Source organism: Pectobacterium fontis, assembly GCF_000803215.1.
Taxonomy (GTDB): Bacteria; Pseudomonadota; Gammaproteobacteria; order Enterobacterales; family Enterobacteriaceae; genus Pectobacterium; species Pectobacterium fontis.
In genome coordinates, this window is record NZ_JSXC01000036.1 from 1 (window position 1) to 12,819 (window position 12,819).

General features: G+C 51.6%; 9 protein-coding genes. 7 read left to right on the forward strand and 2 right to left on the reverse strand.

What is annotated here, in order from left to right; translation table 11 throughout:
- Positions 1 to 200: 200 nt before the first annotated feature.
- Positions 201 to 1,589, reverse strand: coding sequence for a NarK family nitrate/nitrite MFS transporter (locus tag OI69_RS13245; protein ID WP_039351393.1), 1,389 nt, complete (start codon positions 1,587 to 1,589; stop codon positions 201 to 203).
- A 336-nt stretch (positions 1,590 to 1,925) separates the two neighbouring features.
- Between OI69_RS13245 and narX the strand changes: the two genes are divergently transcribed.
- From narX to OI69_RS13265, 4 genes are all read left to right on the forward strand, one after another.
- Positions 1,926 to 3,734 (forward strand): nitrate/nitrite two-component system sensor histidine kinase NarX, encoded by a 1,809-nt coding sequence (gene narX / locus OI69_RS13250; RefSeq protein WP_039351281.1) that lies wholly within the window; start codon positions 1,926 to 1,928, stop codon positions 3,732 to 3,734.
- On the forward strand, positions 3,727 to 4,377 hold the full coding sequence (gene narL / locus OI69_RS13255; protein ID WP_010276892.1) for a two-component system response regulator NarL: 651 nt from the start codon (positions 3,727 to 3,729) through the stop codon (positions 4,375 to 4,377). The genes narX and narL overlap by 8 nt, the downstream gene beginning before the upstream one ends.
- Positions 4,378 to 4,577: 200 nt before the next feature.
- A complete protein-coding gene (locus OI69_RS13260) occupies positions 4,578 to 5,855 on the forward strand; it encodes an acyltransferase family protein (protein WP_039351282.1) in 1,278 nt (425 codons plus the stop codon).
- A gap of 357 nt (positions 5,856 to 6,212) precedes the next feature.
- On the forward strand, positions 6,213 to 7,253 hold the full coding sequence (locus OI69_RS13265) for a DUF481 domain-containing protein (protein ID WP_039351284.1): 1,041 nt from the start codon (positions 6,213 to 6,215) through the stop codon (positions 7,251 to 7,253).
- An 80-nt stretch (positions 7,254 to 7,333) separates the two neighbouring features.
- Here the strand turns inward: OI69_RS13265 and OI69_RS13270 are convergent, their stop codons facing one another.
- Positions 7,334 to 8,008: a gamma-glutamylcyclotransferase gene (locus OI69_RS13270; protein WP_039351286.1), complete on the reverse strand. Its 675-nt coding sequence runs from the start codon at positions 8,006 to 8,008 to the stop codon at positions 7,334 to 7,336.
- A gap of 688 nt (positions 8,009 to 8,696) precedes the next feature.
- On the opposite strand from OI69_RS13270, the gene OI69_RS13275 reads away from it, so the two are divergent.
- From OI69_RS13275 to dauA, 3 genes are all read left to right on the forward strand, one after another.
- Entirely contained in the window at positions 8,697 to 9,500 is an 804-nt protein-coding gene (locus tag OI69_RS13275; protein ID WP_039351288.1) for a siderophore-interacting protein, read from the forward strand.
- A 330-nt stretch (positions 9,501 to 9,830) separates the two neighbouring features.
- Positions 9,831 to 10,931 carry a sodium-potassium/proton antiporter ChaA gene (gene chaA / locus OI69_RS13280; protein ID WP_039351290.1) on the forward strand — a complete coding sequence of 367 codons (1,101 nt, stop codon included), beginning with the start codon at positions 9,831 to 9,833 and terminating at the stop codon, positions 10,929 to 10,931.
- A gap of 162 nt (positions 10,932 to 11,093) precedes the next feature.
- On the forward strand, positions 11,094 to 12,797 hold the full coding sequence (gene dauA / locus OI69_RS13285; protein ID WP_039351292.1) for a C4-dicarboxylic acid transporter DauA: 1,704 nt from the start codon (positions 11,094 to 11,096) through the stop codon (positions 12,795 to 12,797).
- Positions 12,798 to 12,819 lie beyond the last annotated feature (22 nt).

Genomic DNA, 12,819 nt, shown 5'->3' on the forward strand with positions numbered 1-12,819 from the left:
GTGGCTATTTGGCGCTAATTGTGTCGCTACGCGATACCTTCGGCGTTCGTGACTGCTATTCGGGCCACGAGTGACGCGTTCCCGACGCGGCACTAGTTTTCGCCGCCTCCATGCGGCTCACCCGGCAGTCACGTCCACCTCAGCACAATTTTTTACGCCAGAGAAAACACCAGCAAGATAGATTCTGGCATTTCAGATTATTAATTTTTCTTCCTGGCATAAAACAACCACGTCACCAGAACACACACCACATAGCACACTACAAATATTTTCATTGCGCCGGTGGGTGAACCGGTTAACTCCAGCGACATCCCAAAGGCCTGGGGAATGAAGAACCCGCCGATAGCTCCCATGGCCGAAATAAAACCTAGCGCCGCGGCGGTATCCGTGGCGGCGGTACTCTGCGCATCCGCATCACTTCCGCCCTGTGCTTTAACCCGATCCGTCGTTAATTTTCGGAAAATCACCGCGATCATCTGAAACGTTGAACCGCTACCCAGACCAGCCGTCAGGAACAGCATCATGAAGATGCCAAAGAACATCCCGAATGACCCCGCTGAGTGCGCACTCGGCAGAGACAGGAACAGCAACATCGAGAAGAGTGCCATCAGGATGAAGTTAATCAGCGTGACCTTCACACCACCAAAGCGGTCAGACAACATTCCCCCCACCGGACGCGCCAGCGCGCCCAGCAACGGCCCGAAGAAGGCATAGTACAGAATCACGATATCTGGGAACTGCGTTCTGGACAGCATACCGAAGCCTGCTGAAAAACCGATAAATGAACCAAACGTGGACAGATACAGGAAGCTAAGTACCCACAGGTGCATTTGCTTGAGAACCGGCAATTGCTTGCGTATCGACGCATTGGCCGTTGAAAGATCGTTCATGCCAAACCAGGCAGCAGTGGCGGCAATCACCAAAAACGGCACCCACATCCATGCGGCATGGTGTAGCCAAATCTGGTGGCCATCAGGCTGAACGACGCCATTGCCGGAGAAGCCCAGAAGCGGTAGGAAAATCACCACTGGCACCAGCAGTTGCATCACGCTAACGCCGAGATTACCCAATCCGCCGTTAATGCCGAGTGCACTGCCCTGACGGGATTTGGGAAAGAAGAAACTGATGTTCGCCATGCTGGAGGCGAAGTTAGCGCCAGCGAAACCACACAGCAGGGAAATGATGACGAACACGCGGTAAGGCGTTTGTGGATTCTGCACGGCAAACCCAAGCCAGATACACGGGACAACCAGAATAAACGTGCTTAAGGTCGTCCAACGGCGGCCCCCCACCAGCGGGATAACGAAAGAGTAAGGAACGCGTAACAGCGCACCGGAGACAGAAGGCAGCGCGGTAAGCAGAAATAACTGATCTGTGGTAAAACTAAACCCGACCTTGTTTAGGTTAACGGCTACGGTACTAAAAATCATCCACACACAAAACGACAACAGCAGGCACGGAACAGAGATCCAAAGATTGCGCTGTGCTATCCGTTGTCCACCAGATTGCCAGCATTTTGTATCTTCAGGATTCCATTCCCTTATCAGCGTGCTTTGCGATAGTTTTTCAGGTGATAAAGGCTGCGTCATAAAAACCTCGATAAATAAAAACGCGGTAGAGTTAAGGCGCAACATTAGGGATTACACCGCAGGTAAAGTTGATGCAAATCAACGCGCTGTCAGGTAAAAAAACTGTGCAAAAACAATCACACTCCTTAATGAGTAATAAAAATAGAAAAATAAGCCACGATAATTCAAGCCGTTATAGCCCTATTTTTTCTTACTGTCATATCCTCTTTTAAGGTGAGGATATTCGGTGGTACTCACTAATAGGTATAGGGTTATCATGTAGGATCGGGAAAAATGCCAAAAGGGTTATCCCTCTCGGTACTGGTTTTCTACTCCTCCAGCAGAGGTCGCTTTATTATGTTGAAACGTTTCCTGCTGCCGCTGTCGCTCGTCAATCAGGTTGTGCTGCTGATGCTGCTACTCGGTCTGCTAGGTATTGCAGGCATGTCAGTTTCAAGTTGGATGTCTCAAAGCATTCAAGGGAACGCGCACGCCATCAATAAAGCGGGCTCGCTACGCATGCAGAGTTATCGCCTGTTATCCATGGTGCCGCTCTCCGCCGAGAATCAAATTTATCTGCAAGAACTGGAAGAGAACGAAACCAGCAGCGACCTACAGCAGGCGGTGCGTCGGGAAGGACTCAGCGAGCAATTCACTGCGCTACGCCTTTTCTGGCTGGAGAATCTGCAACCGCATCTGCGGCAGGCGACACACCCCGCCGATGCCTCCACCGATGTCGCCCGCTTCGTGAAGCAGTTGGACGATCTGGTTTCCGCCATCGACCATAAAACCGAACAGCGGTTGAAGATGGTCACGCTCGTGCAGCGTATCTTCATCGGCATCATGTTTATCCTGCTGCTCAGCACGTTCTTTTATCTGCGTCGTCGTCTGTTAACACCGTGGCGACATCTGGTTTCGATGGCGCAGGCCATCGGTCATGGCGATTTCTCCCAGCGCGTCACCATCAACGGCCACGACGAAATGAGCACGTTGGGACGGGTGCTAAACAGCATGTCGGACGAGCTTTCCGCCATGTACCACAGTCTGGCACTGCGTGTGGCCGAGAAAACAGCCGATCTGCAACAGAAAAACGATCTGCTTTCTTTCCTTTATCGCGCTAGCCGACGTCTGCATACTGGCGCGCCACTGTGCAGTCGGCTGATGCCAATCCTGAACGAGCTTTCCTCGTTAACGCCGCTTCGCAATATTCAACTACGGCTGTATGAAGATAACAATCAGGAACAGTTTCATCAGTTTAGCGATGACAGCCTGCCACAGCCGGCGCACTGCCCGGATAACAGTTGCCAGAGCTGTGGTATGCAAATAAAACGCGAGGAACCGTCAGGTGAGCCTCACTGTTGGGATCTGCACGACAAACACGGGCAGTATGGCGTCGTACTGGCCACACTGCCGGGCAATACTACGCTAAGCCGCGATCAGAATCAGTTGCTGAATACCTTATTAGAACAGTTGACCAGTACACTGGCGCTGGAGCGGCAGTCCAACCATCAGCAGCAACTGATGCTCATGGAAGAACGCGCCACTATTGCCCGCGAACTTCACGACTCTATCGCACAGTCTCTCTCCTGCCTGAAAATTCAGGTAAGTTGTCTGCAAATGCAGAGCGGCGATTTGCCCCCCGCATCGCAGAAACTGCTGACAGAAATGCGGGAGGAGTTGAACACCGCCTATCGCCAACTGCGTGAGTTGCTGACGACCTTCCGGCTTAAGCTGTCTGAATCGGGCTTACTCGCCGCGCTACGAGCATCGGTCGATGAATTCAGCAAGCGGCTGGGGTATCCCATCGCATTGCATTACCGTTTGCCGCCGCAGTCGGTATCCGCACATCAAGGGATACATGTCCTGCAAATTGTGCGTGAAGCATTGAGCAATATTTATAAACATGCGCAGGCCACGCAGGTCGAGATAACCCTGCAACTCCATCAAGGTTATATCGAACTCAGCGTGGCCGATAATGGTATCGGCATTCCTGATGATGCCAGTCGCGCCAACCACTATGGACTTATTATTATGCGCGACCGTGCACGAGGTTTGCACGGCGAATGCATTGTTCGACGCCGGCCATCGGGAGGCACTGAAGTCAATGTCAGTTTCCTCTCCGAATATCGTCACCGGCAGCCATTAACAGGAGAAACTCATGATTAACGAAGATGCCGCCACCCTATTGCTGATTGACGACCATCCCATGTTGCGCAATGGCGTTAAGCAACTCATCAGTATGGACCCGGAATTACAGGTGGCAGGTGAAGCCAGCCACGGTGAACAGGGTGTCGAACTCGCGGAACAGCTCGACCCGGATTTGATTCTGCTTGATTTGAACATGCCTGGGATGAATGGCCTGGAAACACTGAACCGTCTGCGGGAAAAATCGCTATCGGGACGCATTGTGGTCTTTAGCGTGTCCAACCATGAAGACGATGTTGTCAATGCATTAAAAAATGGTGCCGATGGCTACCTGCTGAAAGACATGGAACCAGAGGATTTGTTAGCTGCGCTGCATCAGGCAGCATCAGGGAAAATGGTGCTGAGTGAGACACTGACGCCGATTCTGGCCGCCAGCCTGCGTGAGAGTCGTCATAGTAGCGACCGGGATATTCAGCAGCTTACGCCACGCGAACGCGATATCCTGAAGCTGCTGGCTCAAGGATTATCCAACAAAGTGATTGCCCGTAAGCTCACCATTACCGAAAGTACCGTTAAGGTTCACGTCAAACATCTGTTGAAAAAAATGAAGCTCAAATCACGGGTTGAAGCGGCCGTATGGGTATTGCAAGAGAAAGTCATTTAATCAAATCGTCACAAAAACCAGCGATTGTCAGCGGTACGGATAAGGCGCTCTGGCGCCCTTCCCTCCGCCAAACCTAAACGGTGGCTAAACACCCCTACATTTATAGCTATTATCCTAATTAATGTGACGTTGCTCTCGTCTAAACTAGTTCGTAATCGCATTTTTCGGCTTTTACACCGAGTTTAACGTTGAGGAACAACATGAAGAAGGCTAATAAGGAGCGATTTATCGGCCTGGAATGGTTACGATTTTTGCTCGGCTGCTATGTGATGATTTATCATACCGTGCACGTTTATCCCCAGCGTGAGCGCATTCCGTTCTTAAGCGAGCTCACCAGTATGGGATTCTTCGCGACCAGTACGTTCTTTGTCCTGTCTGGCTTTCTGCTCGCGCATGTCTATATTAAGGACGGACGTCTACGTGAACCCGTTCGCCAGTTCTGGGCCAAACGCTTCTTTAATCTTTATCCCATTCATATCATTGCGCTGCTGTCGTCGATTGCGGTGGTTACGCTCATGCAGTGGTTGGCCGTGCCGCCGGAAGGACAAGTTGCCAGTGCGCGTTTCGTCATTTATGACACCAACGATCCTGCTGTCGATCCTGAGTCGCTGCGCCATTACATGACGAATGCGCAGTTAGCGTTCAACGGGTTATTGCAAGTACTGATGTTGCAGGCATGGAATCCTTATTTCCTGACCTTCAATGCCCCGTTATGGTCGCTATCTACGCTGTTCTTTTTCTATCTGACCTTTCCGCTGTTGGCACCGCGTCTGTTGAACAGCCGCCATCCGTGGCTGTGGATGGGGATCGTCTGCCTGCTGTATCTGCTGCCGCCGATTTGGGTTATCTGGCAACAACAGTTCGGCATGCCGTACACCGGGCTGCTACAGCGTGGGCCGATCTTCCGTTTACCGGAGTTTCTGGCTGGGATTTTGGGGTATGCGCTGTTCCGCCATTATCGTCAGAAAGATCGCTTACCGCAGACCAAAGGCCAGCGCTATGCGGTTGCCCTCTTTATCGGTGTGAATTTCCTTGCTGCGACCTGGCTGTTCACAAAAGGTGAAGCCTATTGGTACTTCCTACTGCATAACGGCTTGCTCCTGCCCGCTCAGGTTGGTCTGGTCTGCCTCAGTGCGCTAGCGCGTGAACCTAACAGTGATTGGCTGCGGCGTTGGTCGCCGCGACTGGGGGCAGCCTCGCTTTCCATTTTTGCGCTACATGTTCCCCTCTTCAATCTGTTCCGCACGTTGGAACAACTGGTGCGCGGTAACCCGATGGCCTGCTTCAGCGATTGGGATCAGTGCATTGCTGCCGCCGGTCAGGTACAGCTTTCCATGACTGGCTATATCATTTTCCTGCTCAGCACCGTGACGCTGTGTGTACTCTTCCAGGAGCGGATCGTACTGCGCGTCAGAACGTTCCTGACCTCGCGTTTCCTCAGGAACAACAGCACATCACGCACGCAACGTACCGCGTAGCATCACTAACAGCTTACGTTCCTCTGGCCTGACGCCATCTGGCCAGAGGACATTCCGCCTGCGACAACGCCTTTGTGAGGGGCTAAAAACGTGACAGGCATCGCGTTATAGCTGTTAATCATCAATAGCACCTTTTATAACTATTTACATTCTAATCAATCATCGTTTTCGGGTAGAGCATCGCCACAATTCCTGTTAATGTTTGCCGTTCCGAGCTAAATCGATTCGTTTTAGCGTAGATAATTCAAGCTGCCAGAGCACAATGCACCGGGATCTTGAAGTATGACGGATATCTCAACGGCTGTACGTCTTTAGACGGACATCTCACACCCTGTCACCACGGTTTACTTGGCAATAATGACACTATCCAAACACGCAATCTCTTCCCTCAGCTTGGTTATCGCCCTCTCTGCGGGCATAACACAGAGCCGCGCAGACACAATTTGGTTGACCAACGGCGACCAGCTCACAGGGAAAATCACGCTGCTTGACGGCGGTAAACTCTTTATTAACACCGATTATGCAGGCTCTATTTCTGTCGCCTGGGATAAGGTGAAAACCTTTGAATCTGACCATGGTCTGGTGATCCAAGGCGAACGCTACGAGAAAGGCGTACTGTATCCGGCGATCAAAGCCAGTGAAAATCGCACTATTATCGCGAGTCCGTCACTTGCTAACGAAGCCGCAGGCCCGCAAACGTTGCCACTTTCCGAAATCACATCCATCGTAGCGCAGAAACCGCTGGTGACGGATTTCGTCTGGAAAGGCAACATCGATGCAGGTATGTCGCACAAGAAAAGCTCGACAGAAACCGACAACTACGATGTGACGTTGAATACCAAAGCGCGTCACGATACATGGCGACACAACCTTGATGCCAGTTATCACTTGGCAAAAGAAGATAATATTGAGAGCACCAAGAATGCGGCTGGCGAATATGCGCTGGATAAATTCGTGGATGAGAACTGGTTCTGGCAGGGTCGTTATCAGTACAAACGCGATTGGATCGAAAGCATTAAAATCAACCGCTCTTTCGGTATTGGTCCCGGTTATCAGTTCTGGGATAACGATTTAGGCGCGTTTTCACTGACCTCGCTGGTCAACTCCCAAACCTTCGTATACCGCGATCAGGGTAATGATGACTTCTACTCCGGTGCGATAAAGTGGGCGTACAACCGCTACCTGTTTAGTAAATCGGTCGAAGCTTTCACCAACGGTGAATTGGGACGTTCATTTGACAGCACCGCCCCCATCTACCTTAAGGCAGATGCCGGCCTGCGCTTCAAGTTGACCGACTGGTCTTCTATGAGCATGAAAGTGTCACGTACCCGTATTGAAAGTAATCAGGGGAATGTGGACGACACGCTGTACACCATGGGTGTTGGTGTCGGCTGGTAATTGGGTCGCATAACCTCATCGCAAGGTGAACGGCGATACTGTCGTTCACCTCAACGCTCACCGTACCGTGTTATTGTCCGTTACCCGTTCGCAGAGTGCGACTGTTGCAGGATCCGCACCCGTTGCGCTAGTTCGCTCACGTTTTTATCTTCTGCTCCGTGATTCTTCAGCTCTTGTTCCAGTGCAAACAAGTATTGCGCATTGGTGCCAAGCGGCCCACTCGCGCGGGCAATCAGCGGTGCCACACTCTGAATACAGGTATCATTTTCGTTCGAGGGGTGTTCCGGTTCGGAAACAAAAACCAACGCCGTCAGCGGTGCACCATTTTTTCGATGCAGTTCACGCCAGAGCGGGCGATAGCAGCCTGTCAGCATTTCACGTTTCCACAGCAGTTCCAAATCTTCGCGTAACGAGGCCTCGGGTAACCGAAAAGCCAGCCCGGTGGTGTTCCCGCCAGGTTGTAACGCCAGCATCCGTCCGGGTTGCGTTACCGTGCCGCGACCTATCGTGAGGCGTAAACAAAACGCACGCTGCCATCCCGTCAACGTTGCCAGACAAATTTCTTCGGCATCAAAAACCGGATTCCACATCAGCGAACCGTAACCAAATACCCAAACAGGACAGCTATTAGGGCGGAGCGCCAGCGTCTTGTCCAGCGAGTCGGCCCGCTGTTGCGGCGTGAGCAGTAAGGTTTCTTCAATGCACCCAAAAGAGGTTCTACAATCTGCTTTTTGCAAAAAATCGCGTGTTAACACTACTTACCACCCCCAGCCTTACCCTGTTTCTGCTCGCCAGATCGACTCTCGTCCTGCGTTTAAGACCCTAACTGCTTCATCTGTTTAATTTTACAACACCATTGATATTGAGGTTATTCATTTATGGCTTTGCGATCAAGTTTGATTGTGGTCACAAAAACTGAAAAGGTTCATGATAATGTTTCATTAACACAAGATTCCGTTTTTGTACCCTAAACTCGGCCAAAGGCAGCGTTGAATGCTGCTTGCCGCATGAGGTTCAGGGTAAGCGTACCGAGTAGCGTAGCCAACGCACAGGTAACTTGAAGTATGACGGGTATATTAGCTCATCGGCAACACGCCGTAAGACTTGACGTTTTTCTGATGCAAACGCCATTTTTGTGACCTCAGGAATCCGTCAAACACCGTGCGCTTAACGTGAAGACATAACGCCGATCGTTTGAAGATCGAGATACCGGGGGCGAGCACGGTGCGAGGTCGTCCTGCGGGAACTTCATCACCGTGTTTCCCCCTACATTCACACTACGTGAACAGTATTAGGCAAAGCGTAGGCCTTAAAAAGCATCTGTATTAGCTGTGGCAAAATTACCTGTCGACAGGAATCACAGGCAGGCACGAAATGATAATAGTTATCATCTCATGTTATTATCATCACGACATTGGAATCGACTATCCACGGAGACACTGAATGGCAACGCCGCGTCAGCCTGTTTTAGTTCAGGTTAAACAGATCCACGACATTTCCCCACATTTACGCTGCATTACTTTCCATCATGACGCGTTGCACGATTATCCGGTTGAAAGATATGGCGCACACATCAAACTCTTTCTGCCACAAGCCGGACAGCAGAAACCCGTTCTGCCTGCAATCGGCGAACGTGGCCCGATATGGCCAGAAGGCGAAGCCCGCCCTATCGTTCGTACCTACAGTGTTCGCGCGTTGCGTCCACAGGAGGCGGAGCTGGATATCGTTTTCGCGCTGCATGAACACGCCGGGCCAGCCGTCACCTTTGCTCGTCAGGCTAAACCGGGTGACTGGGTCGGTATTTCACAACCTGGCGGCCCGCTCCCGATGCTGCCGCCCGCGAGTGCCTATTATCTGGCCGCCGATCCGTCGTCACTTCCTGCGCTCATGGCATTGTTGGAGAACCTGCCTGACGACGCACAAGGGCATGCGGTGATTCGTGTTGATAGCGAGGCAGATACTCTCGATATCGTCAAACCCGCACAGCTTCAGGTGAAGTGGATCGTCGGCGGAACCGACGCTACCGACGCGTTGCTTCAGTATTTTCAGGCACTTTCAACGATTGAAAATACCTTTTACTGGTTAGCGGGTGAGGATCGTATCGTGGTTCAGCTTCGTCGCCATGTGCGTCGCGAGCGCGGATGTGAGCGAAATCAGATGTATGCTGTACCTTATTGGCGAGAAGGGCTAAATGAAGAAGATTATCACCATAAACGTCACGATATCATGGATAATCCTGATGAATAACCACAAAAAATACATTTGATATTATCACGATAGGGAGAATACATGCAGATTCTCCCTTTTCATTTAAATTTCAATTCAAAGCGTAAAAATCCGTAAAATTCCCCGCATTAACATGACAACCTGTTATCATCTTGTTTGTTTTATTACGTTATAACTACTTTTTAGTCACCTTTTACTGTCTATTATGGTTTTACGACTATCAACAAATAGCGGTACGACCATTAATAAATGGTTTTATACCCGACATAATTCGACTCGTCAGTGCGCTGACTTGAAGTATAACGGGGATATTTTGCCGTATCATTCCTCTGGATAAGGAGAACTCCCGCAATGAAGTCTCATGCTGAGATAGTCAAATCTCGTCATCATGAATACTCACTTATTTTTCCTATTATTGCGCTAGCTGTGCTCTACATGTGGGGCAGCTCACAAGATTTTGTCGCGATTCTCGGCATCAACGCTCTCGCGCTAGCCGGGATACTTTTCAGTGCATTCAGCGTGGTGCGTCACGCCGATGTGCTTGCACACCGTCTGGGTGAACCTTATGGTTCTCTGATCCTCAGCTTGTCCGTCGTCATTCTTGAAGTCAGTCTCATTTCTGCGCTGATGGCAACCGGTGACGCCGGTCCGGATCTGATGCGCGACACTCTTTATTCCATCATCGTGATTGTCACTGGTGGCCTCGTAGGTTTCGCACTTTTGCTAGGGGGCCGTAAATTCGCCACACAGTATGTCAACCTCAGTGGCATCAAGCAGTATCTGATGGCGATCTTCCCATTGGCGGTCATTGTGCTGGTTTTTCCCAGCGCCTTGCCTGACGGTAATTTTAGCGTAACGCAGTCGCTCATTGTCGCCGCCATTTCCGCAGCCATGTACGGCGTTTTCCTGTTGATTCAAACCCGCACGCACCAAAGCCTGTTTGTGTATGAGCATGAAGACGAAGGTGATGGCGACGACCCTCATCATGGAAAACCCTCTGCGCACAGTTCGCTGTGGCATACCGGTTGGCTGCTGGTTCACCTGATTGCCGTTATCGCCGTCACCAAAATGAACTCCATGCCACTGGAAACGCTGCTGACCGAAATGAACGCCCCAACGCAGTTTACGGGCTTCCTGGTCGCACTATTAATCCTCTCTCCTGAAGGGCTAGGAGCAATCCGCGCCGTCCTGAAGAATCAGGTACAGCGCGCGATGAATCTGTTTTTCGGTTCTGTACTCGCTACCATTTCGCTGACCGTCCCTACCGTCACGATTATCGCTATGCTTACTGGCCGCACGCTGAACTTCGGTCTGGATATGCCGCATATCGTCGTGATGCTGTCAGTTCTGGTGCTGTGCCACATTACCTTCTCCACCGGTAGAACCAACGTATTAAGCGGTAGCGCGCATCTGGCGCTTTTTGCCGCTTATCTGATCACCATCACGCTGTAACCCCGCCGCTGACGCGGTTTTCACCGCGTCAGCGCTCCAGACGTCACTTATCTTGATGTATATCTGGATCTTCTAAGCACGTCCGGCGTATCTTAAGGCTGTCGTCGACGGACCGACAGGCCCGCCATGTTGATTTACTTTCCTACTTTGGTTTCTGCTTAGATGAAAACGCACGGAATTAACGGCGTCAGACCGTTCAGCGCGCTGATTAGCGCATGCTGGCGAGAAAAATATACGCTGCAACGTTTTACCCACGACATTATCGCTGGCGTGACTGTTGGCATTATCGCCATCCCCTTGGCCATGGCGCTGGCTATTGCCAGTGGCGTCCCTCCGCAATACGGACTGTATACTTCAGCCATTGCCGGGATTGTTATCGCCGTCAGCGGCGGTTCACGCTACAGCGTTTCAGGACCCACGGCTGCCTTCGTCGTCATTCTCTATCCTGTATCACAACAGTTCGGGTTATCCGGTCTGCTGGTTGCCACCTTGCTTTCTGGCGTTTTCTTGTTGCTGATGGGGCTTTGCCGCTTCGGACGCTTAATTGAATATATTCCACTCTCCGTGACGCTCGGCTTTACCTCCGGGATCGCCATCACCATCGGTACGATGCAGATCAAGGATTTCTTCGGCTTAGAGATGGCGGTCGTGCCCGAACATTACGTCGAGAAAGTGGCGGCATTAGCGCAGTCGCTGCCCACTCTGCATCTTGCCGATACGCTGATTGGAGCAACGACGCTGCTGGTTCTGATCCTCTGGCCCAAACTCGGTATTCGTCTACCTGGCCATTTGCCTGCGCTGCTGGCGGGTGTCGCGGTGATGGGGATCATGTCATTGCTTGGGGAAAATGTCGCCACCATTGGTTCCCGATTCAGCTATATGCTGGCGGATGGTTCACAAGGGCAAGGGATCCCGCCTATCTTGCCACAGCTCATTCTGCCGTGGGATATGCCATCATCAGATGGAAAAACGATGACTCTGGACTGGCAAAGCATTTCCGCCCTGCTGCCCGCGGCATTCTCTATGGCGATGCTGGGAGCGATTGAATCACTGCTGTGCGCCGTCGTGCTGGACGGTATGACAGGCAAAAAGCACAATTCCAACGCAGAATTGATGGGGCAAGGTTTCGGTAACATCATCGCACCGTTCTTTGGCGGTATTACCGCGACCGCGGCGATTGCCCGTTCCGCCGCCAACGTACGGGCGGGCGCAAGCTCACCCATTTCTGCCGTGGTCCATGCCTTGCTGGTGCTATTAGCATTATTGATCCTTGCACCGTGGCTGTCTTATCTGCCACTAGCCGCGATGGCGTCGTTGCTGTTGATTGTTGCCTGGAACATGAGCGAGGCACATAAGGTAGTGGATTTGTTACGTCACGCGCCAAAAGACGACATTATCGTGATGCTGCTCTGTATGTCCTTGACCGTGCTGTTCGACATGGTGATTGCGATTACCGTCGGTATTGTGCTGGCATCGTTATTATTTATGCGGCGCATCGCGCAGATGACCCGCCTGAGCGAACTACCGGACACCAAAATACCGGATCATCTGGTGTTGCGTGTTAACGGCCCACTGTTTTTCGCCGCGGCGGAACGCATCTTCAACGACCTGACGTTACGCAGCGAAGGCTATCAAAATATCATCTTGCAGTGGGATGCCGTGCCAGTGCTGGATGCCGGCGGGCTAAGTGCATTCCTGCGCTTTAGCGAAACACTGCCCGCAGGCAAACAGCTCATCATCACCGACATTCCCTTCCAGCCGTTAAAAACGCTGGCACGGGCAAAAGTACACCCGATTGACGGTCGGCTCCATTTCTATGGCTCATTAGCACAGGCTATCGAGGCGACGACGGCACGTTCAGCGTAACAGCATCAATGACGGGCCACGC

Bases quoted from the DNA above. Each gene is read 5' to 3' on its own strand.
- OI69_RS13245 (WP_039351393.1), bottom strand. From the start codon at position 1,589: ATGACGCAGCCTTTATCACCTGAAAAACTATCGCAAAGCACGCTGATA.
- narX (WP_039351281.1), top strand. From the start codon at position 1,926: ATGTTGAAACGTTTCCTGCTGCCGCTGTCGCTCGTCAATCAGGTTGTG.
- narL (WP_010276892.1), top strand. From the start codon at position 3,727: ATGATTAACGAAGATGCCGCCACCCTATTGCTGATTGACGACCATCCC.
- OI69_RS13260 (WP_039351282.1), top strand. From the start codon at position 4,578: ATGAAGAAGGCTAATAAGGAGCGATTTATCGGCCTGGAATGGTTACGA.
- OI69_RS13265 (WP_039351284.1), top strand. From the start codon at position 6,213: ATGACACTATCCAAACACGCAATCTCTTCCCTCAGCTTGGTTATCGCC.
- OI69_RS13275 (WP_039351288.1), top strand. From the start codon at position 8,697: ATGGCAACGCCGCGTCAGCCTGTTTTAGTTCAGGTTAAACAGATCCAC.
- chaA (WP_039351290.1), top strand. From the start codon at position 9,831: ATGAAGTCTCATGCTGAGATAGTCAAATCTCGTCATCATGAATACTCA.
- dauA (WP_039351292.1), top strand. From the start codon at position 11,094: ATGAAAACGCACGGAATTAACGGCGTCAGACCGTTCAGCGCGCTGATT.